Source organism: Collinsella aerofaciens, from assembly GCF_020709435.1.
Classification (GTDB): Bacteria; Actinomycetota; Coriobacteriia; order Coriobacteriales; family Coriobacteriaceae; genus Collinsella; species Collinsella aerofaciens_AU.
The window spans coordinates 85,974-108,497 of sequence record NZ_JAJFDP010000006.1; the positions used below are offsets into that span (position 1 = coordinate 85,974).

Sequence of the window (22,524 nt, forward strand, 5' to 3'; positions counted from 1 at the left end):
TGCCCTCCCGCCCGCGAGGAGGAGCGCCCCGAGTAAGCTCGACCCGTACAAGCCCGTCATCCGCCAAAAGCTCGAGGACGACGCGCGGAACTGGCGCAAGCAGCCCTTCAATAAGTTGCGGTGAAATAGTGTTTGTTTTTGCTGCTAGATAGCACATTCAGTCCCTAATTCACCGCAACTTGTTGATGGTTGCTTACTGGTAGCGTAGGCACTCCACCGGGTCGAGCTTTGCCGCGCGGCGAGCGGGGTAGAAGCCAAAGATTACGCCGATGCCGACGGAGACGGCGAAGGCCAGCAGCACCGTGGCGATTGAAAAGCTCGGTGTGATTTGCCCGCTGGCTCCGAGCTCGCCAAGAATCCCGGATCCGGAGGCAAACATCGCGAGGCCCCAGGCTAGCAGATAGCCTATCAGGACACCCAACAGTCCGCCGGTGACGCACAGCGCCGAAGACTCGGCCAAAAACTGCGCGGTGATATCGCGACGACTGGCGCCCAGAGCACGGCGAATACCGATCTCGCGGATGCGCTCAGTCACGTTGGTGAGCATCATATTCATAATGCCGATACCGCCGACAAGCAGCGAGATGCTGGCGACAGCGCCCATGATGAGCGAGAATGCGCCCATAAAGGAGTTGAGTGCATCGATGGCGCTTTTCATGGATGTCGCCGATACACTGTCGTACTCATCCTCCTCCTCGATGTCCTTCATCGCGCGCACCTTGGACTCGATGGTCTTACAAAGCTCATCCATGTCCGTGCCCTCGGCGGCAAGTGCCGTCACGCTGGGGAATGAAGGATTCTCGTCGCCAAACAGTCCGGAGATAGTTTCGCGTGGCATATACAGCGTGAGCGAGCCCATGGAGTCGCTGCCGCCATCAATCACGCCTACAATCTGCACCTCGCCGTTGGACACCTTGATGGTTTTCCCCAGCGCATCCTGTTCGTTGCCGTAAAGCTGATCGGCGCCGTTGCGGCTGATGAGCGCCACGCGCGAGCCTGATTGGGACTCGGCCTGGGAATAGGTGCGCCCCGCAACGAGCTTGCTGGCCCCCACGGCGTCGAGCATGTCGCTATCGACACCCTGTGCCATGACGGTATAGCTTTTATCGCCGGTCTTATACTCGGTATACGCGCTGTCGACAATGCCGATCTGCTCTATCTGCGGCACCAGTTTTTGAAGCTTCTCGATGTCCGACTCGGTGAGTTCTTGCGACGAATAGATTTGCACCATGCGTGCCGCATTGAGGCCCAGACTGTTGACCAGGCTGTTTTGGATACCGCCGATGAGCGAAGTCATGGCGATAACCGAGGCGATGCCGATGACAATGCCCAGGATGGTGAGCAGGCTGCGCCCCTTGTTGGCTTCGAGCGAGTGAAGGGCTTCCTGGATGAGATCGCGGGCGCTCATGCCACCACTCCTTTCGGCGGGTTGGTGGAGGCGGAAATCATGGGCAGGCTATCTACGGCGCTGCGCAGGGTCCGCGGTGCATGTGGAATATACGCGCCGTCGTGAATGCGACCGTCGCGGATGGTCATGGCACGGTCGGCCTCGGCGGCGATGCTGGGGTCGTGTGTGATAAGCACGATGGTTTTGCCGCGCTCCTGAAGTCTATGGAAGGTCTCCATCACAAGCGCTCCGGTGGCGGAGTCAAGGTTTCCCGTCGGCTCGTCGGCCAGAATGATGGGCGGGTCATTGACGAGGGCGCGTGCGATGGCGACACGCTGCATCTGGCCGCCCGAGAGCTCGGATATGCGGTGGTCCCAGTGGTCGACGGGCAGCGTGACGGCCTGCAGCGCGTGCACGGCGCGCATTTCGCGCTGGCTACGGGGCACATTGGTGTAGGCCAGCGGCAGCATGACGTTTTCGATAACCGACAGGCGCGGCAGCAGGTTGAAGCTCTGAAAGACAAAGCCAATGCTCAGGGCGCGAACTTCGGTGAGCTCGTCATCATCGAGCTCGGCCACGTTGACCCCTTGCAGGTAGTAGTCGCCTGCCGTTGGCTTATCCAGGCAGCCTAGGATGTTCATGAGCGTTGATTTGCCCGAACCCGAGGGGCCAGTGATAGCGACGAATTCGCCGGGATTTACCGCCAGGCTCACGTTGTGCAGGATGTGGGCGCAACCCGCCTCGCTCTCAAAGATGCGGTGCACGTTGCGGATGTCGATAACGGGACGCATTACATGTCCTCATCGGCAGACATACTGCCCGAATCCGCGCTGTAGCCGCCGTCAGCCGTTGCGTCCGCTCCGGTGTCCATGACGAGGGTGTCACCATCGCGCAGCTTGGTAACCGGCACGTTGGGGTTGATCTCGTTGCCCTGGTCGTCGCGCTTGACCTGTGTCTTGCCGACTACGGTTTCGTTGTCTTTTTGCGTCACGACGGTCACCTTGACGCGGCGGGTTTGCTTGCCCTCGTCATCGGTTGCCACGTTGACGTAATAGTGTTCGCCGTCTTCGGTCATGAGCGCCATCGTCGGCACCATCACCACGTCGTCGAGCTGCTCGGTCACCACCGATACCTCGGCCGTCATGCCCGGCTTCAGGCGCGCGTCGGGCGCCTCTATGAGAATGTCGACGTTAAAGGTTACGCTGCCGCCGCCACCGTTGGCGGCGTCGGAGTTTGCCACCGAGGCGATGGCCGTGACCGTTCCCTGGCTTACGATATCGGGAAACGCGGGATACGTGACGTTGGCACTCTGCCCAACGGCGATCTTGGCGATGTCCTTTTCGCCCACCTGCACGGTCACCTTCATCTTAGATAGGTCGGCGATCTGCATGCACTGCTTGCCGCCGCTCGTATCGCTTTCGCCCATGATCATGCCGCCTGTTACCGTGGCGCCCACCTTGGCGTTGAGCTCCACGATACTGCCCGAGCTCGGGGCCGTGACCGTACGACTGGCCGCCTTGGCGTTCGCCTGATCGAGGTTTGCCTGGGCCGATGCGAGGCTGCGCTGCGCGGCCGATACGGCGTTCGTGTCCGCCGATGCGGCGGAGACGCCAGCCGCTGCGGAAGCTCCATCGACGTCCGTCGTTGGGGTGGCCTGAGCGGCAGCTGCGGCTTTCTTCGCATTAGCGAGGTCTTCTTGAGCGGCAGCAACTGCACGCTGCGCCTCGGCAACGTTGCGATCGAGCTCGTCGTTTTTAATGGTCATAAGCACGTCGCCCTCGTTGACGGATTGGCCCGCCTGCACGTTGATCGAATCGACCGTACCGTCGACAGAAGGGGAGACCACTGAGGACGAAATGGGTTTGAGCTGGCCTTTCGCCTCGACCGTTGTGGTAAACGTGCCCTCGGTCACCATGTCGGTCACCGGCCCGTTGTTGCCTGCGGGCCGTGCGTTGATGGCTAAGGTCACGACAACGGCGATGAGCACAATGGCGGCCACGACGCCGGCCGCAATGCCGCGTCGGATGAGCTTTTTGCGTCGACGTTCGGCACGTTTTGCCTTGAGCTTGGCATATGCCTCTTCATCGGAAATCTCGGTCGCATCGTTCGCGCGTCCGCTCTGCTTATCGGCATGTACGTTTGTAATCAGAGGAATCGTTTCGGTGACATCTTCGAGCGTGTGCTCGGTATCATCCGGGCCCGGGGTGGTCGTGGGGACATTCGGCATAGCGTCTCCTTTATAGAAAGTACCTCGATAAGTATATGCGCCCACCGGTTGGGGTGGGCGCATAGAACGGTTTCTTTCGGAACTGTTAGATTGGTCGCAGCGGTTCCACGTTGTAGGAATGCGCGCGTTGCACTACGAGTGGACAACCACGCATAGGCCGACTTTGATGCAGTCGGACTCGGCGTTATCGAAGCTCTTGTCGTTTTGCCAGGTGGCATCATGGAAGCCGATCATGTTGCCCTCAAACGGCATCCAGTAGCTCACCGGACTCTCGTATTTGGGCTTGCCGGTCTCGGGGTCCTTGGCTCCGATCAGGGTGCTGCCGCCGTCGTTGCTGTTGATCTGCCAGACGCCCTCGGGCGTGGCGTCCTCGCCCGGCTTGCCCGAGATAAAGTTGGCCTCCCAAACGATATTTCCGCTCTCGTCATAGTAGCGCGCGTGCTGTTCGGACAAGTCGACGTCGATATACGCCTTCCAGTCGGGCTCTCCCTTTGCGGTAAAGGTTTCGGCCTTCTGGGAGTACTTGATCTCGATTTCGCCGGTCTGCTTGTTGTTAATGGCGTCCTCGACCTGCTTGGCGAGCGAGCTGCTGTCGATGGACCAACCAAAGTCGCCGCCTTCGACGGCGCACTGCTTGCCATCGGCGCGCGTCCACCAGCGAGTGGAGCCCACGGTATTAAAGCCGTTGGCGAGTTCGGCTGCCCAGTTGCTGATCTGCGACGTATCGAGCGTTGGGTTGGCGGGATCGGCAAAGCTGATCCACTGCAATACGGAGCTGCCATCAACCTTGCCGGCATCCTCGCCGTTGAGCTTGAGGGTCACGTTGACGCCCAGGAAGTTGTTGGCGGCATCGCATGCGGCCTGAATCTGATCATCGGTCAGCGTTCCATTGAGCGGCTCATAGGCATCGTTGCCGAGCTTGGAAAGATCTACGGACTCGGCCAGCGAGGCAAGCTCGAGCTCGGCATACTTAATGACATGCTCGCGGTTGAGTTTTTCGTTGGAGCGCGCCTTCTCGACGGTAAACTTGCCGGCCTGCTCGTCATAGGAGCTATTTGCCTCGAACGTGCCCGAACGGCCCTCGTTAAACTCGTTGATGGCGGCGCCCAGATCCTTCTCAAACTTCTTTTGGTCAAAGGTGTCGGAGAGCATGGACAGGTCGACGTCTTGATCAAGATCGACTTCGTTGGAGGTAGCGGTTGTTTTGGTCTTGCCGCTTAAGGATTCCACAAGGCGGACCGGCCAAATAAAGGCTTCGTTGTGGTTGATGATCTCTTTTGCGGCAGCTTCGCCATCGACGATGGGTTCATCGGACTCGGGCTGATAGGTCCAGCTAAAGTCATCGCCTGTCACGGCGAGCTTATAGTGCTTCCATGCCGAATTGACCTTGGTGGCGGCAGACGAAGCGTTGGAGAACGAGACGTCGACGCCGGCGATGGTGGTGTTGGGGTAGGCTACCTGCGAAAATGCTACGACGCCTACGATATAGACAATGACGATTAGGCCCAGGACGACAAATAACGTCGTCTTTTTGCCCGACTTATTGTTCTCGGCGGGTTTGCGCGCGGGGCCGCGATCGCCTCGAGCGTGCGTGGGGGGCTGCTTGGGCGCATTGCCGTTTGCCTGGCGCTGCTGACGTTGTTGACGCTGCTGTCGCTGTTGGTTCGGGTGTTGGGAAGCGTTTGCTGCACTACGCTGCTGACCGTGGCTCGGCGCGATAGGACGCGGCGACTGAACGCCGCCGGTGTGCCTGCTCGGCTGCTGCGGATCGGGAATCAGTTGAGTTCGATCGTTTTGCGACATCGTATGCATATCCTTCGATTTTCGCCTTGCGGTTCATCGTGTTTTTACTGGGCTTGCATTATAGCGATTGCCCTGCTGTTTGTGGTACGGAAACGGTGGCATTCAAAAGAGGTGGGACATTTGTCCCACCTTTGAGTCGTTCTTTGCCGCTATCCGCACACACCGCATTTTGCACAGGCCGAAAGTGCGGCCGGAGCCTGCGCGATGCCGCCCTTTGCCGTCTCGCGCAGCGTGGCCGGCAACGCGTGACCCACCGAGAGCATGACATGTGCCATCTGGTCAAACGGCACCAGGCTCTTAATGCCTGCGAGGGCGAGTTGTGCCGAGCTAAAGGCCGCTGCCACGCCGATGGCGTTGCGGTTTTGGCAGGGCACCTCCACGAGGCCACCGACGGGGTCACAAACGAGGCCCAGCAGGTTACTTAGCGCGATGGAACTGGCGTCAAGCGCCTGCTCGGGCGTGCCGCCGAGCATCTGTACCAGCGCGGCGGCTGCCATGGCGGCGGCGCTTCCGACCTCGGCTTGGCAGCCGCCCTCGGCGCCGGCAACGCAGGCGCTTGTGGTGAGGTTGAGGCCGATGGCGGCTGCGCAGTATAGCGCGTCCATGACCTGCTCGTCGTCGAGCTGCAGGCGATCGGCGAGCGCCAGCACGCAGCCGGGCACAACACCCGCGGAGCCGGCCGTGGGGGCGGCGACGATCACGCCCATCGTGGCGGAGCGCTCGAGCACGGCCATGGCGCGGGCCACGGCATCGGTCTGAACGGGGCCCATCAGGCTGGCACTCAAATCGTTGCGGCCGGTGGCTTCGACGAGCTTGGCCTCGCCGCCGATTAGCCCACCGAGCGAGCGCTGCGGATTGGCGAGGGGGGCCGTGGTCTCCTCGCGCATGACGTCGAGCACGCGGCGCATGGCGGCGACGGCGTGGGCCTCGCCGGTCAGACGCGCCTCACGAACGGCCATGACGGCGCCGATGCTGAGCCCCATTTCCTCGCACGCATCGAGCAGCTGCTCGCCGTCGTCGAAGATTTCCTTGGCCGAGACGCCGGGAGAGAGCGACGAGGCAGAACCGGGGAGCTCGATAAAGGTCGCGTAATCGACATTGTCGAGCTTGCGCAGCATGGGGACGACGGTGTCGTCGGGCGCGCCGTCGGTCTCAAAGACGGAGTAGGCCTGGCCGCCCACTTCGGTGCGGTAGGTGCGGCAGAAGGCGATGTTTACGTGGGCGTAGGCGAGCAGGTTGGTGAGCGCGGCGAGCACGCCGGGGACGTCCTTGTGCGCCACGAAGAGCGTGGAATACATGCCCGAGATGTCGACGCCGACGCCGTTAATGCGGCTGATGCGCATCTTGCCGCCGCCCAGGCTCTCGCCGCGGACCTGTGCCGTGGCGCCCGTGTCGTCGACCATTTCGATGTCGACGGTGTTGGGGTGGATGGAGGCGTCGTCGCCCTTGATGTCAAAGTGATATTCGAGGCCCTGCTCGCGCGCGAGGTCGAAGGCCTGCTTGATGTTCTCGTCATCGGTGTCGAGGCCCAGTATGCCCGCGACGAGCGCACGGTCTGTGCCGTGGCCGCGGTAGGTGTGGGCGAAGGAGTTCCACAGGCCAAAGGTGACTTTGGTGATGCGGCCTTCCAGCAGGCTGGCGGCAACTTGGGCGCAGCGCAGGGCGCCGGCGGTGTGCGATGAGCTGGGGCCGACCATGACGGGGCCCAAGATCTCGAATGCCGAGGTCGTAGCTAGTGTTTGCGGCTTGCCTGCCATGGGTGCTCCTGTTCTATCCCGTCGTTCCGAGGACTTTGGTATTTGGTCGCCTGCTCTACAGTCCTGGCTCGCACGGAGGCCACATTAAGTGGCCTCCGGCTCGTGCGGAACTCGCGACCGACCAAATACCAAAGCCCTCGGAACTAAGGATACATGGTAGAGGCGCGTGTGCTGCAAAATTCATTAGCTGGTGACGCAGCGTAGGCTCATATCGAAGCATCTTCACCACCGGATTAATAAAAAAGAAGCACCGCTTGGGGGCGGTGCTTCTTTTGAAAGCGCATGCGTGTTGTGACCTTAGCGGCTCTTAATTACAGGCCGCAGGCTGCTTTGAGTTCTTCGACTCGGTCGGTCTTCTCCCAGGTGAAGTCGGCGTCTTCTCGGCCAAAGTGACCGTAGGCTGCCGTCTTTTCGTAGATGGGGCGACGCAGATCTAGGTCGCGGATGATTGCGCCCGGGCGCAGGTCGAAGGTCTTCTCTACGGCCTCGACGATCTTGTCCTCGGCAACATTCGCGGTACCGAAGGTGTCGACCATGATTGAGAGGGGCTTGGAAACGCCGATGGCGTAGGCAAGTTCGACTTCGCAGCGGTCGGCAAGGCCGGCGGCGACCACGTTCTTGGCGACCCAGCGCGCTGCATACGCGGCGGAGCGGTCAACCTTGGTGCAGTCCTTGCCGCTAAAGGCACCGCCGCCGTGACGGCCGTAGCCGCCGTAGGTGTCTACGATGATCTTGCGGCCGGTGAGGCCCGTGTCGCCCATGGGGCCGCCCACGACAAAGCGACCGGTGGGGTTCACGTAGATGTCTGCGTTGTCCCACGGCATGTTCTCGGCGTCCATGACCGGGGTGATGACGTGCTCGATGAGGTCGGCCTTGATCTTGCCCATGTCCTCGATCTCGGCGGCGTGCTGCGTGGAGATGACGATGGTCGTTACCTCGACGGGCTTGCCGTCTTCGTAGCGCACGGTGACCTGGGTCTTGCCGTCGGGACGCAGATAGGCGAGGGTACCGTCGTGACGCACGGCGGCCAGGCGCTCAGCCAGACGGCTTGCCAGGTAGTGCGGCATGGGCATGAGGGTCTTGGTCTCGTTGGAGGCATAACCGAACATCATGCCCTGGTCGCCGGCACCGATCAGGTCGATCGGGTCGGTGGTAGCGCCGGTCTGGGTCTCGAAGGACTCGTCGACGCCCTGGGCGATATCGGGCGACTGCTCGTGGATGAGGCTCATAACGCCGCAGGTGTCGCAGTCAAAACCGAATTTGGCACGGTTGTAGCCAATGCGGCGGATAACGCCGCGGGCGATTTCCTGCACGTCGACGTAGGCCTGGGTGCGGATCTCGCCGGCGACGATGACGGTGCCGGTGGTCACGAGGGTCTCGCAAGCGCAGCGGACGTTCTCCACGTTGGCAGGCACGCCGTTGGGGGCGATGTAGCCCTGCTCCTGGAGCTCTATTTCTTTGGCGAGGATTGCGTCGAGGACGGCGTCGCTGATCTGGTCAGCGATCTTATCGGGATGACCTTCGGTCACCGACTCCGACGTAAATACGAAGGACCCGTGTTGGGGTGGGATGGAACGAAGTTCTTCTGACATGATTGTCCTTTCAAAAACGTGTCCCGGCGACCGTTACCATTCCGCCAGGCTCTCTATGCAAGGGCTCATCATAGCGCGTAAATCAAACATTCACACCCTTTCCGCACCTACTCATTGGGGACAGACTTAAATGACCAGCCTTACCTAAATGCCAACAGGTTGCCAAAGACTGGTCATTTAAGTCTGTCCCCAATGAGTGGGTCGGTGCCCTTTGTGCGGAGGTCGCATTGTTGCTTTATACTGGTGCGGTTAGACATCCATCCTGCAATCGAGGAGATATCCATGGCATCAGACGTTCGCGTCCGCTTTGCACCCTCACCGACGGGCAAGCTGCACATCGGCGGCGCCCGCACCGCTATCTATAACTGGGCTTTCGCCCGCTCAAACGGCGGCACGTTCATCCTGCGCATCGACGACACCGACCCCACCCGCTCCACCGACGAGAACACGCAGATCATTCTGCGCGCCATGCGTTGGCTTGGCCTGGACTGGGACGAGGGTCCCGAGGTGGGCGGCGACTATGGCCCCTACGCCCAGACCGAGCGCCTGGACCTGTACAAGCAGGCCGCCCAGAAGCTTTGGGACGAGGGCAAGGCCTATCCTTGCTTCTGCACCAAGGAGCAGCTCGAAGCCGACCGCAAGGCCGCGCAGGAGCGCAAGGACCCCTTCCAGGGCTATCAGCGTCGCTGCCGCGATCTTGATCCCGAGGAGGCCCGTCGCCGCATCGAGGCCGGCGAGCCCTACGTCCTGCGCATCAAGGTGCCCGAGGACCGCGGCGACGTCGTCATCCACGACGCTGTCCACGGCGAGGTGACCTTCGATGCCAAGGAGCTCGACGACTTTGTTATCTTCCGCTCCGACGGCACGCCCACGTACAACTTCGCGACCGTCGTCGACGACGCCATGATGAAGATCACCCACGTCATCCGCGGCGACGATCACCTGTCCAACACCCCGCGCCAGGTCATGGTCTACGAGGCCCTCGGCGCGCCCGTGCCCACGTTCGCCCACATCTCCATGATTCTGGGCGCCGACGGTAAGAAGCTCTCCAAGCGCCACGGCGCCACCTCGGTGGAGGAGTACCGCGACGCCGGTTATCTGTCCGACGCCTTCGTCAACTACCTGGCGTTGCTCGGCTGGTCGCTCGACGGCGAGACTACGATCATTCCGCGTGATGTCCTGGCCAGCAAGTTTTCGCTCGACCGCATCTCCAAGAACCCGGCGACCTTCGACCCCAAGAAGCTCGACTGGGTCAATGCCGAGTACATCAACGGCATGTCCGACGCCCAGTTTGCCGACGAGATCATGGTCCCCGAGCTGCACGAGGCGGGCCTCATCGAGGGCAACGTCGAGTACGGCGAGGACTGGATCGACGCGCTTGCCGCTATCGTCAAGCCGCGCACTAAGATGCCGACCGACGCCGTGACCGTCGCCGCTCCCATCTTTGCCACGGCCGAGACGCTCGAGTATGACGAGAAGTCCGTTAACAAGGGCCTAGCCAAGGAAGGCATGGGTGCCATCCTGGACGCCGCCAAGGCCGCGCTCGAGGGTGTCACCGAGTGGACCGCCGCGAACATCGACGCCGCGCTTGAGCCGCTGCCCGAGCAGATGGACCTTAAGAAGCGCGTGGTGTTCCAGGCCGTGCGCGTCGCCGTCTGCGGCAACATGGTGAGCCCTCCACTGGGCGAGACCATGGCGCTCGTCGGCCGCGACGACTGCCTGGCGCGCATCGACCGCGCCCGCACGATGGCGCTGTAGCAGCCGTGTAAACGCATGTATCCGAGCCCCGCTCACCACGAGTGGGGCTCTTGTTTCTAAAGACGTATGGGATGGGAGGTACAGAGACCATGGCCGAGCAACTGTCACTGTTTGGTTCGCCGGAACCGGAGGAGACTCCGGCCAAGCCTGAGTTCGCACCTGAACCCGTCGCCGCCTATGCGAGCGTAGTCCTCGACATTCCCACCCGTGCGCTGTCCGAGCCGTTTGCTTACGGCATTCCCCGGTCCCTTGCCAACGAGGCGCAGATCGGATCCACGGTCCTGGTCCACTTTGGTAACCGTGCCGCCGCGGGCTATATCGTCGACATTGCGCCTGAGCTGGACGACCTGCAGGGCAACAGCGCTCTCGATCCCGCGCGCATCAAGCCTATCGAGGCTATCCTCAGCAAACCGCTCTTTACCGCCGAGGCTGCCCGTATCGCACGCTGGATGAGCCGCGAGTATGTCGCGACGCTTTCCGAGTGCCTGCGCCTGTTCTTGCCCCCGGGCGTCAGCCCGCGTGTGGTCAAGGGCGACGACGGCGTGTGGACAGTTGTGCGCCCCGCCGTCAAGCCTATCCAAAACCGCTGGGTCATGCTCACGCCCGAGGGTTTCGACTATACGCCGCCCAGGACTGCTGTCCGCCAGCGTCAGCTCATCGAGGCGCTCCAGTGCGGGCCGGTCACGACGCGCGACCTCAACCTTCTCTACAACAGTATGTCGGCGACCATTAAGGCGCTCGAAAAACGCGGCGTCGTGGTGGTGGAAGAGCGGCGTGCGTGGCGCGGCTGCATCGAGCAGACCACGCTGTCCTCAGCAAACGGTAAGGCGCCGGTCTCCCTTACCAACGGCCAGCAACAGGCACTCGCGCAGATTGAGCGCGCCCGTCTGGACGCCCACGGAGACGTGGTCCTTGTCGACGGCGTCACCGGCTCCGGCAAAACCGAGGTTTACCTTTCGGCGATTGAGCGCGTGCTGGCGGCCGGCCGTTCGGCCTGCGTGCTGGTGCCCGAGATCTCGCTGACGGCCCAGACCGTCGGCCGCTTCCGCTCGCGCTTTGGCGAGACGGTAGCCGTGTTCCATTCGCGTCTTTCTGCTGGCGAGCGCCTGGACCAGTGGGATATGGTCGCCAGCGGTGCGGCCCGCGTTGTCGTCGGCGCGCGTTCGGCGCTCTTTTGCCCGCTCAGCGACCTGGGTCTCATCATCATCGACGAGGAGCACGAGACCAGCTATAAGCAGGGCTCTAGTCCGCGCTACCATGCGCGCGAGGTCGCGGCCGAGATGGCGCGGCGCTACCGCTGCCCGCTCGTGTTGGGCTCCGCCACGCCTTCTGCTGAGGCCCTCGATCGCTGCCGCCGTGGCACGTATAACGGTGCCACCTGGACGCGCGTCGAGATGCCCGAGCGCCCGGGACACGCAGTCCTGCCGACGGTTCGGATCGCCGACCTGCGCCGTGAGTTCTCGCACGGCAGCCGTTCCATGTTCTCAAAACCGCTGATGGAGGGCCTAGAGCGTGTGGTCGAGCGCCGCGAGAAGGCCGTGCTGCTGCATAACCGCCGTGGCTTTGCGCCGTTTCTGATGTGCCGCGAGTGCGGATGCGTCCCCACCTGCAATCACTGCTCCACCGCGCTTACGTATCACGAGCGCACGCACACGCTGCAGTGTCACACATGCGGTTCGTCTTGGCGCGTGCAGCCGTATCCCGCGCCCACGAGCCGTTGCCCCAAATGTGGCAGTCGCTACCTGGCAAAAATGGGTCTGGGCACTCAGCAGATCGAGGACGCACTGCACCAGATGTTTCCCGAGGATGTCGCCATTATTCGCATGGATGCCGATTCCACGCGCGGCAAGGATGCGCACAAAAAGCTGCTCGAGCAGTTCGATGCGGCGGATTGCGCCGTGTTGCTGGGCACCCAAATGATCGCAAAAGGTCTCGATTTTCCTGAGGTCACGCTCGTGGGCGTGGTCAATGCCGACTTCGCCCTCAAGCTGCCGGACTTCCGCGCAGGGGAGCGCGCCTACGACCTGCTGGAACAGGTGGCGGGCCGTGCCGGTCGCGGCGATCGTCCCGGCGAGGTGATCATCCAGACCTACCTGCCCGATGACCCGGTAATTCGCGCCGTCGCTGAGCACGACCGTTCGATCTTTACCGACTACGACCTGGACCAGCGCCGCGACGCGCTGTACCCGCCGTTTGTTCGCTTGGTCAACATCTTGGTGTGGTCGGCGAACCGAGACGACGCGCAGGACTACATCGGGCGCATTGCAAAGCTTCTTAAGCGCCGCTGGCATGCCGCCGCGCCCGACTTTTTGCGGGCGGGCAGCGCGGTACCGCAGGTGCTGGGCCCGGCTTCGTGTGTAATCGAGAGAGCCAAGGACCGTTACCGCTTCCATCTGCTTGTGAAGTCGCCCGTGGGGTACCATGTCTCTGATGATATCGACGCCTGCCTCAAAGAGGTGGGCTCCGTGCGTGGCGTGAGCGTGAGCGTTGACGTCGACGCCTATGATTTGATGTAACAACCCGAAAGGATGGCCATGGAAGCCAACGGAATCGTACTGTCGCCCGACCCTCGTCTGCGCCAGGAGTGTGCCGTCATCGAGGAAATCACCCCGGCGATTGAGGCGCTTGCCGAGAAGATGAAGAAGATGATGTTCGAGAACGGCGGTTGCGGCCTGGCTGCCCCGCAGATCGGCGAGCTCATTCAGCTTGTCACCATCGACTGCGACTACAGCGACAAGAACGACTACGATCCGTACGTGCTCATCAATCCCGTCATTGTTGAGCAGAGCGACCATCTGGTGCCCTTTAGCGAGGGTTGCCTTTCCATTCCTGGCATTAGCTGCGAGATCGAGCGTCCCGATCATGTCGTCGTCGAGGCGTACGACCTGGATGCCAACCTGATTCGCTACGAGGCCTCGGGCGATCTGTTCTGCGTGTGCCTGCAGCACGAAATCGACCATCTGCACGGCAACACTATGTTTGAGCGACTGAAGCCGATGCAGAGGATCAAGGCCGTCAAGGAGTACCAGGACGCCCTGGCCCGCGGCGCTCGACCGGGCGAGACGGAGTAGGTCCCACCGTCCCCTTCCGCCGCAGGGCTTAGGTTTTGCTCCATGCTCAAACAGTCCTGCTTGCACGAAGAGCGCATTAAGTGCTCTTCGGCTCGTGCGGAACTGCGCGTGGAGCAATAACCTAAGCCCTGCGTCGGAAGGGGACTGCGTTTTCGTGCTCCTCTTCGCCCGGGTGCCGTCGGGCCAGGGAAGGGCGTCTTCGCTGATAGATGCTTTGTTGGAAGAGCTGCTTTTATTGCGGCTCTTTCTTTGGTTTTGGGTATATTTGTTCTTGTTGAATTGTTATTGCGGATGGGCTGGGTACTTGGCTTTCCGCTGTTATTTGTAGCCGTCTCGGCTTTGGTTGAGAGGAGACGATCTTTATGCGTATTGTGTTTATGGGTACGCCCGATTTTGCTGTGCCTTCGCTGACTTCGCTTGTTGAGGCTGGCAATGAAATTGTGCTGGTTATTACTCGTCCTGATGCTGTTCGTGGGCGTGGTAAGAAGCTTGAACCGTCTCCTGTTAAGGCCAAGGCGCTTGAGCTGGGGTTGCCGGTTGTTGAGGCTAATCGTATGACGCCGGAGGTTGTTGAGGCGCTTCAGGCTGCCCAGGCTGACATTTTCTGTGTGGCTGCTTATGGTTGCATTTTGCCTGATGAGATGCTGCATATGGCGCCGCTCGGTATTGTGAATGTTCATGCGTCTTTGCTGCCTCGTTGGCGTGGGGCTGCTCCTATTCAGCGTGCGATTCTCGCTGGTGACGAGGTTGCTGGCGTTTCTATCATGCGCATTGGGCATGGCGTGGATACTGGTGCTTATTGTACTCAGGCTTCCACGTCGGTTGCCGGTAAACATGCTGAGGCGCTGACCATGGAGCTTGGTGAGCTTGGCGGCAAACTGCTTGCCGATACACTTCCTTCACTTGCCGATGGTTCGGCGGTTTGGACCGAGCAGGATGAGGCGCTCGTTACCCATGCTGCCAAGATTTCCAAGCAGGAGATGCGTCTAGATCCGCAAATGACGGCGCTTGATTGCGTGCGTCATGTGCTGGCCTCATCCGATACCGCGCCTGCTCGTTGCATGATTGCCGGTAAGACGGTTCGTGTGCTCGATGCTGCGCCGGCTGATGTGTCGCTTGGCGAGGGCGCCGTTGACGTTAAGAACAAGCGTGTTTACCTTGGTCTTTCCGATGGCCCGGTTGAGTTGCTCGAGGTTAAGCCCGATGGCAAGCGTGCTATGGCCGCTTCCGCTTGGGCTGCCGGCCTGCAGGGTGCCGATCTTATCTGGGGTGTTTTGTCATGAGCAAGCTGTCTCCCGCGCGCAAACTTGCGCTCGATGTGCTAATGGAGGCCGATCGCCGCGGTATGTATGCGCGCGACGTGCTGTCCTCTCGCGCATCTGCCAAGGCTATTGACCAGCGCGATTCCGCTTTTGCCGCTCGTTTGGCACTGGGCGTTGCGGCTACCCAGGGTATTTTGGACGAGCTGCTCGATCAGTTTCTCGATAAGCCTAAAAAGGTTGCGCCGCGTGTTCGCATGGCACTTCGTATCTCGGCCTTCGAGATGCTCTATCTGCATACGCCTGGCCGCGTTGCGGTGAGTCAGGGCGTTGAGCTGGTGCGCAGCGGAGCTAAGTCTGCCGCCGGTTTGGCCAATGCCGTGCTCCATAAGGTCGCGGACAACGTTGAGAACTTTGCCACTGCGTCCGATGTAGATGAGTCTGAGCGACGCTTGGTTCGTCTGTCGCGCCTGATGGGTCTGCCGCGTTGGCTTTGCGCTCGTATTATGGCCTCGTTCGATACCCCAGAGGGTGCGCTCAACTTTGCTGGCAATCTGGCCCCCGCGCCGCTGGCCCTGCATGAGAACGCCTTTGCGACCAAGCCCGATCCGTATATCTCGCAGCTCGTCGCGCCTGTCTTCCCGGGCTGCCATGCCCCGGTTGATGCCCAGGTTACCGTTGCTTCGGGTGTGTTTGAGCGTGCTGCCGCGGTGGCATCTGATCTCAACGCGCAGCTTATCGCCACGGCTGCCACGCGCCCTGGAAGCTGCCTTGAGATTGGTGCCGGTCGCGGCACCAAGACCTATGTGATGATGTGCCAGGCCAAGCGTGCGGGCTATGAGCGTCAGCATACGGCGCTCGATCTGCATGATCGCAAGTGTGATCTGAATCTCGCTCGCCTGCATAAGGCCGGTATTCAGGGTGTTCGTACGGTTTCGGGTGATGCCTGCGAGCTTGATGAGGTGCTCACATCGTTTGATGCCATGCTTGGCGAGCCGGTTAAGTTCGACACGGTTTTTATCGATGCGCCGTGCTCGGGCACCGGCACCATGCGCCGTCATCCCGAGATCCCTTGGCGACTGACCGAAAAGGACGTGACGGTTGAGCTGCCCAAACTGCAACTGACGATGCTCAAGGAAGCTGCCGCGCGCGTGGCTGCCGGCGGCGAGCTCATCTATGCGACGTGCTCGGTCTTCGACGAGGAGAACACACAGGTGGTGAACGCGCTCCTTGCTTCTCCCGAGGGTGCCGGCTTTAGCGTGGCGCCGCTTTCCGAAGCACAGATTCTGCAACTCCCCGAATTCGATCAGGCCAAGAAGCTCGTTTCCGTACGCCAGAACGATCGAGGCCTCTTCCAAAGCGTTCCCGTAAACGCCGACTCCTACGACGGCCACTTCTGCGCCAGACTGGTCCACAAGTAACGACTAAGTTGCGGTGAAATAGGGATTGAAAAGCCGCTTCTGTCCGCCAAACAGTCCTTATTTCACCGCAACTCACAAGGAAACCTGGGTAGCTAAAGAGTCAGCCCTACGATCGGTGCCGGTCGCGGGGCTGCTTGGTTTCTAGTGGCTATGCGGGCAATTGGCGCAGCAGCCGCTCGTGGCGTTGGTGCTGGAGCCGCCGCTTCGTTGATCGGTGTTGTAGAAACCGCTGCCCTCAAATTTAATGCCGCTGGCCGAGAACGTCTTGGCCGCCGGGGCACCGCAGCTGGGGCACACGACCTCGGGAGTCTCGGACATGGGATGCTCAACCTCAAACACGTTGCCGCAGCTCGAGCACTTGTAATCGTAGCGCGCCATAATACTTCCTTTTCAGCACAAAGCGGGCAGATTACTCTGCCCGCATAAATTCAAACGTATGTAACTGTACCCTATATCGGGGGTTTTATCACGCTTCGCCCCAGAATCTATGGTTGTTGCGCAGGAGCTGTGCGGTTTTGTTCTCGGCGGCTGCAATGTCCGCCTCGTCAGCCTGCCAGGTCCAGTTGCCCGTGGCCACGCCCGGAACGTTCATGCGCGCGTCGTCGCCAAGCCCCAGGACATCCTGCAGTGGCATCATCACCAGGGGAGCATCGCTTGCCAGCGCGTCGCTCATCAGCTTGGCCGCCACCTCAACACCGCTCGGCTCATCGCCGCCCGCAAAGGAGCGCGTGCACCAACCGGCGAGCGTCGAGGTGTCGTGCGTCGAGGTATACAGGATCTTGCCGGGCGTGGGGGTAATCCCGTTGCGGACGTCGTAATCGCTAAACTCCAGCACGTCCATGCCGGGGAAGCCGCAGGTCGAAGCCATGGCGCGAACGCCGGGCGTCAGGTAGCCCAGGTCCTCGGCAATAAAGTTGAGCGGACCCAGCTCGTCGTAGGCGGTCTGGAACAGGTCTTTGCCCGGGCCTGCCAGCCAACGCCCGTCGGCACAGGCCTTGCCCGCGGGAATGCTGAAGTAGCTGTGGAAGCCCAGGAAGTGGTCCAGGCGTACACGGTCGTACAGTGAGAACGCACGGCGCAGGCGATCCATCCACCAGCGGTAGCCAGTCTCCCTCATATGGTCCCAGCGGAACGTCGGGTTGCCCCACACCTGGCCCTCGGGCGCAAAGTTGTCGGGCGGCGCGCCGGAAATCTCAATCGCCTTGCCGGTATCGGACAGCCAGAAGTTCTCGGGCTCGCTCCACGCGTCGGCCGAATCGTCCGAGACATACATCGGAATATCGCCGATAACCTCGATGCCCTTCTTGTGCGCGTAGTTCATGAGCTCGCACCAGGCCAGGTCAAAGCGGTACTGCATGTACGCCTGTAGCTCGGCCTCGTCACAGAAGCGCTTGTCATCGATCAGATGCTCGTTGTAGCGTGCGACATCGGTCGGCCAATCGTGGCGCGACTCGCCCTCAAAGTACTTCTTGACGGCCATATAGACGCAGTACTTCTCGAGCCAATCGGCATTGCGATGTTTAAACGCGGTGTAGAGCGGATCGGCATCCTCGCCACCGCGAGCCTTCCAGGTCTCAAAGTCGGCGGCCAGTTCCTCGTAGCTTTCGGGCAGCAGGTCGATATTGCCCGCAAAGGCCGAAGGGCCAGCGTAGGGGGAGCGGAAGAAGTCCGTCGGGTTGACGGGCAGGACCTGCCAGTAGCGCATGCCCATGGCGGCCAGATGGTCGATAAAGCGACGCGTGGGCGCGCCAATCGTGCCGGGCTTACCGTCGTCGGTCGGCACCGAGGTGATGTGGCATACGACGCCCGCGCCGTGATCGAGCGGCTCCTGCAGGCGCTGCTCGGCGTGGTGGTAGATGATCGACGAACCCAGCGGATACAGGTCAAGCGTGACCGTACCGTTGTGGATCTCGCACTCGTGACCGCTAATGACATCGCTCGCACATTCGCCGAGCGCCGGGATTGTCACGCGATGCGAATTGCGCAGGCTGCGGTTGATGATGACGGTCGCGGACTCGCCGTCCTTGCCCGTACGGTTGTAAGCCAGCACCTCGTCGTTGAGCGCGAACGCCTTGATCTCGCCGTCGATCATAAAAGGCAGCGCACGGCGCACGGCAGATGCGTTCTTGACGATCGCGAGCGTGTCGAAGTCGTGCAGGTCTTCCTTGGTCGGCAGGGTGCGACGGTTGCCCGGGTCGGTAAGGCCCTCCAAGCCGTACTCATCGCCGTAGTAAATCGAAGGCACGCCGGGGAAGGTCATCTGCATGAGCGTTGCAAGCCAAAAGCGGCTCTTGGCCAGGCCCATCGAGTTCTCGTCCAGGCGCCACTTGCTGCGCTCGCACTCGGGCAGCTGCGACTCGTCGGGGCCGCCGCCGAGCACCGAGATAATGCGCGGACGGTCGTGGCTCGACAACAGGTTGAGCGCGCAGGACAGAGCCTCGCGCGGATAATTCTCGCGCAGGGTCTCGATATCCTCGGCTGCCTGGTAGGCGTTCTTGTAGCCCATCAAAAAGCCGATGACCATGTCGCGGAAGGGGTAATCCATAGCAGAGTCCAGCTCGGAGCCCTGCAGGTAGCGGCGCAGATGGCCATAGCTAATCTTGTTGGAAGCGTCTTCCCAGACTTCGCCGAGCAACAGTGCATCGGGCTTTTCGGCAAGTACGGCCTTCTTGATCTGGGCCAGGAAGTCGTCGGAAAGCTCGTCAGCGACGTCCAGGCGCCAACCATGGGCACCGGCGCGCAGCCATTTGCGGATCACGCCGTCCTTGCCCAGGAGCCTCTCGCGCACCAGCTCGGACTTTTCGTTGATGGCTGGCATGTTGCCAACGCCCCACCAGCAGTCGTACGAGCCGTCCTCATGGAAGGTAAACGCATCGCGCCACGGCGAATCCTCGCTCTGCCAGGCACCCACGCCCGGGTAGTTGCCGTAGCGGTTGAAATAGATGGAGTCGTCGCCCGTGTGGTTGAAGACGCCGTCCAGAATAATGGAAATGCCCAGCTTCTCGGCTGCCTGGCACAGCTCGGTAAAGTCTTGTTCTGTGCCCAGAATCGGGTCGATCTTGGTGTAATCGGCGGTGTCGTAGCGATGGTTGCTTGCGGCCTCAAAGATGGGGTTGAGGTAGATGGCCGTAAAGCCCAGCTCGGCGATGCGGGGCAGGTCTTCCTGGATACCCTTAAGCGAGCCGCCGTAGAAGTCCCAGGTCTTGATAGAGCCGTCCTCGGCGCGCTCGTACATGGGCGGCTCGTTCCAGTCCTCGACCATGCGGCGCTGAATGCCCTTGCGCGGTTTTTCGAGTTGGGCCATTGTACGTTCGCGCCAATGCTCATCGCGCGCGTAGCGATCGGGGAAGATCTGGTACACCATGCCGCGCTCGTACCAGGTGGGACGGTTCTCGCGGTGCTTGTAGACGGTAATCTGGAAGGACGGTACCTCGGCGTAGTCGTAGGTTACGCCCTCGCCGCCAGTGCGGCCCTGCGGCGCGCCCAAGCGAACCTCGGGCTGGCCCTCGATATTGCATATAAGGCTGTACCACACAAGACACGGTTCGGTGCATTTGAGCTCGCCGGTAAAAATGCCATCGCCCTCGTGCTCCATCGGAATCAGGGTCTCGCCGACGCCATCGACCCAGGTGCGCAGGGTGAGCGTTGCCTGGTTGGGATCGGCGTCCTCCAAAATCACCGAGAGTGCAACGGAAGTTCCAGTGGTCACAGCGCCAAAGGGGTTGCGAAACTGCGGCAGGCGGCTGTTGTGAATCAATCTCATAGTACGGTCCAGTTCTATACATTCATGGCCAACGGGTCGTGGACTTAACGCACAGTTCTTAAGTATATCGTTGTACTTTAGTTGTCTAAACCACAGCCGTTCACTATCGGCGAACGGTTGTCCTAGAAAATCGTTTTACCAAATCTATAGAACAAGGGGGCGTCGCGGTTAACGACACCCCCTTGTATGGTGATGTTTGGGTTTTGGATCGTCCGGATTAGCGACGCTTGCGGGTGGCGGTTGCCTTGCGGACGGACGTCTTCTTGGACGGGGCCTTTTCCTCGGCCGGAGCGGCGGGGGAGACCGGAGTCACCTTGGCGGGCTCGGGCTTTGCCTCAACCTTGGCCTCGGCCTTCGGGGCGGCCTTGAACTCGGGCTTGGCTTCTGCCTTGAGGGCAGCGGCCTTGGTCGTGGTCTTCTTGGCCGTCGTCGTGGCGCGCTTGCGCGTGGTGGTCTTGGCAGCGGGCTTGGGCTCGGCGCCTGTCTCCTCAACCTTGGCAGTCGGCTTTGCAGCGGCCTTGGGGGCAGCCTTCGTTGCAGCGGCCTTGGTGGTCGTTGTCTTCGAAGCCGTGGTCTTCTTGGCAGCGGTGGTCTTAGCGGCGGTCGTCTTCTTGGCTGCGGTCTTAGCCGGTGCCTTGGCGGCCAGCTTAGCCTCGGTGGCAGGAGCCTCAGCCGTGGCCTCGGCCTTTACCTCGTGAGCGACCTCAACTTCGGTGGCCTTCTTGGCGGCAGCGGTCGTGCGCTTGCGCGTTGTCGTAGCCTTGGCAGCGGTCGTCTTGGTGCCAGCAGTCTTGGTCGCCGAAGCGGTCTTGGTAGCAGCAGCCTTGGTCGTCGTAGCCTTCTTAGCCGTCGTCTTACGCGTCGTGGTCTTCTTGGCGGCAGGCTTGGCCTCAGCCTTGGGCTCCTCAACGGCAGCAGGCGCCTCAACAACCGGCTCAGCCTTGGGCTCCGGCTCGGCCGCAACCTCGGTCTCAGGCGCAGCAGCCTCAACCGCCGCCGGCCTCTCGATCTCCGGATGCATAAAGAAGTACAGGTCCAGATACTTATCGGCCGAGCGCGTCCAGCTAAAGTCCTGGCTCATAGCCTGCGTGACCAGCTGGTTCCAGGCATCGCGGTTGTCCCAGAACAGGCGTGCCGCGCGGAACACGGCGTCGCCCATCTCGTCGCCGTTAAAGTTGCTAAACGAGAAGCCCGTGCCCTCGCCGGTAAACTCGTTGTACGGGATCACAGTGTCCTTCAGGCCACCGGTCTCGCGCACGATGGGCAGGGTGCCGTAGCGCATGGCGATGATCTGCGACAGGCCGCAGGGCTCAAACTTCGAAGGCATCAGGAACATGTCGGCAGCGGCGTACATACGCTGCGACAGCGCCGGGTCAAACTCGATGCGCGCGGCCATGGTGCCGGGGTATTTGTCCTGGAAGTAGCGCAGACCGTCCTCGTAGTCGCGGTCGCCGGTGCCCAGTACCGCCACCTGTACGCCGCCGGCCAGAATGCGGTCAAGCGCGTACATGACCAGGTCCATGCCCTTCTGACGCGTCAGACGCGTGACCATCACCATGAGCGGACGATCGTCGCGAACCTCGAGCCCCAGCTCTTCCTGCAGCTTGGCCTTGCAGACGGCCTTGCCAGAGCGGTCCTCCACGGTATAGTTCGCGGCAATGCGCTTGTCGGTCGCCGGGTCAAAGCCCGCGACGTCAATGCCATTCAAAATGCCCTGCAGCGCGTAAGAACGCTCGCGCAGCACGCCGTCCAGGCCCTCGCCAAACTCGGGCGTCTGAATCTCGTTTGCATAGGTGGGGCTTACCGTGGTGATGGCGTCGGCATAGCGCAGCGCGCCCAGCATGTAGTTGACGCTGCAGGCGTCGCAACGCAGCTGCGAGGCGGCCGCGGGAATATGCGCCACACCCAGGATGTCCTCCATCACGGTGTCGCTAAACTGGCCCTGGAACGCTACATTGTGGATCGAGAACACGGTCTTGACGCGGTCGTACAGCGGCAGGCCCTGGTAGAACTCGCGCAAAAACACGGGCGCCAGCGCGGTCTGCCAGTCGTTGCAGTGCAGGATGTCACACTCAAAGCCCTCGGGCAGGTGCTGCAGGCTCTCGGTGATGGCCTTGGAGAAGAACGCAAAACGCTCGCCGTCGTCAAAAAAGCCATACGGATAGTCACGTGCAAAGTAGCGCTCGTTGTCGATGAACATATAGGTGACGCCGTCGCGCTCGAGCTTCTCGAGTCCGCAGTACTCGTTGCGCCATCCTAGGCTCACGTAAAAGTCGGAGAAGTGCTCCATCTGCGCCTTGTACTCGTCCTTGATGGTGGCGTACTTGGGCACCATCACGATGACCTCGGCGCCGGCGCGCACGAGTGCCGCAGGCAGCGAGCCCGCCACGTCGCCCAGGCCACCGGTTTTAACAAACGGTGCGCACTCGGCCGAGGCAAACACGATCTGCATCTTTTTGCTGGAATCAGCCATATTGTCTCCCATA

Annotated in this window: 14 protein-coding genes; 5 read left to right on the plus strand and 9 right to left on the minus strand. The window is 61.4% G+C overall.

Features of this window, described 5'->3' with window-relative positions; translation table 11 throughout:
* Positions 1-193 precede the first annotated feature (193 nt).
* From LK493_RS05430 to metK, 6 genes are all read right to left on the minus strand, one after another.
* Positions 194-1,408, minus strand: a complete 1,215-nt coding sequence (locus tag LK493_RS05430) for an ABC transporter permease (protein WP_227790379.1) — start codon at positions 1,406-1,408, stop codon at positions 194-196.
* Entirely contained in the window at positions 1,405-2,178 is a 774-nt protein-coding gene (locus LK493_RS05435; RefSeq protein ID WP_227790380.1) for an ABC transporter ATP-binding protein, read from the minus strand. Before LK493_RS05435 ends, LK493_RS05430 begins: the two co-directional genes overlap by 4 nt.
* The gene (locus LK493_RS05440) at positions 2,178-3,614 is read right to left on the minus strand and encodes an efflux RND transporter periplasmic adaptor subunit (protein WP_227790381.1); all 1,437 of its coding nucleotides are present in this window, start codon (positions 3,612-3,614) and stop codon (positions 2,178-2,180) included. Before LK493_RS05440 ends, LK493_RS05435 begins: the two co-directional genes overlap by 1 nt.
* Before the next feature lie 132 nt (positions 3,615-3,746).
* Positions 3,747-5,417, minus strand: a complete 1,671-nt coding sequence (locus LK493_RS05445) for a L,D-transpeptidase (RefSeq protein WP_227790382.1) — start codon at positions 5,415-5,417, stop codon at positions 3,747-3,749.
* Positions 5,418-5,566: 149 nt separating this feature from the next.
* Entirely contained in the window at positions 5,567-7,174 is a 1,608-nt protein-coding gene (sdaAA, locus tag LK493_RS05450) for an L-serine ammonia-lyase, iron-sulfur-dependent, subunit alpha (protein ID WP_227790383.1), read from the minus strand.
* Between the two features lie 311 nt (positions 7,175-7,485).
* Positions 7,486-8,766 (minus strand): methionine adenosyltransferase, encoded by a 1,281-nt coding sequence (metK, locus tag LK493_RS05455; protein ID WP_006233933.1) that lies wholly within the window; start codon positions 8,764-8,766, stop codon positions 7,486-7,488.
* A gap of 282 nt (positions 8,767-9,048) precedes the next feature.
* On the opposite strand from metK, the gene gltX reads away from it, so the two are divergent.
* From gltX to LK493_RS05480, 5 genes are all read left to right on the plus strand, one after another.
* Positions 9,049-10,524, plus strand: coding sequence for a glutamate--tRNA ligase (gene gltX / locus LK493_RS05460; protein WP_227790384.1), 1,476 nt, complete (start codon positions 9,049-9,051; stop codon positions 10,522-10,524).
* A gap of 71 nt (positions 10,525-10,595) precedes the next feature.
* Complete coding sequence (priA, locus tag LK493_RS05465; RefSeq protein ID WP_227790385.1) at positions 10,596-13,040, plus strand: replication restart helicase PriA; 2,445 nt, start codon at positions 10,596-10,598, stop codon at positions 13,038-13,040.
* A gap of 18 nt (positions 13,041-13,058) precedes the next feature.
* Positions 13,059-13,595 (plus strand): peptide deformylase, encoded by a 537-nt coding sequence (def, locus tag LK493_RS05470; protein WP_035138252.1) that lies wholly within the window; start codon positions 13,059-13,061, stop codon positions 13,593-13,595.
* Between the two features lie 362 nt (positions 13,596-13,957).
* Positions 13,958-14,878, plus strand: a complete 921-nt coding sequence (gene fmt / locus LK493_RS05475) for a methionyl-tRNA formyltransferase (RefSeq protein WP_227790386.1) — start codon at positions 13,958-13,960, stop codon at positions 14,876-14,878.
* Positions 14,875-16,275, plus strand: a complete 1,401-nt coding sequence (locus tag LK493_RS05480; protein ID WP_227790387.1) for an RsmB/NOP family class I SAM-dependent RNA methyltransferase — start codon at positions 14,875-14,877, stop codon at positions 16,273-16,275. The genes fmt and LK493_RS05480 overlap by 4 nt, the downstream gene beginning before the upstream one ends.
* A 141-nt stretch (positions 16,276-16,416) precedes the next feature.
* Here the strand turns inward: LK493_RS05480 and LK493_RS05485 are convergent, their stop codons facing one another.
* The 3 genes from LK493_RS05485 to glgA all read right to left on the minus strand — a co-directional run bounded on the left by LK493_RS05485 (position 16,417) and on the right by glgA (position 22,511).
* The gene (locus tag LK493_RS05485; protein ID WP_006233925.1) at positions 16,417-16,653 is read right to left on the minus strand and encodes an FmdB family zinc ribbon protein; all 237 of its coding nucleotides are present in this window, start codon (positions 16,651-16,653) and stop codon (positions 16,417-16,419) included.
* An 88-nt stretch (positions 16,654-16,741) separates the two neighbouring features.
* Positions 16,742-20,038, minus strand: coding sequence for a 4-alpha-glucanotransferase (locus tag LK493_RS05490; RefSeq protein WP_227790388.1), 3,297 nt, complete (start codon positions 20,036-20,038; stop codon positions 16,742-16,744).
* 217 nt (positions 20,039-20,255) lie between these two features.
* Positions 20,256-22,511 carry a glycogen synthase GlgA gene (gene glgA / locus LK493_RS05495; protein ID WP_227790389.1) on the minus strand — a complete coding sequence of 752 codons (2,256 nt, stop codon included), beginning with the start codon at positions 22,509-22,511 and terminating at the stop codon, positions 20,256-20,258.
* Between the last annotated feature and the right edge of the window lie 13 nt (positions 22,512-22,524).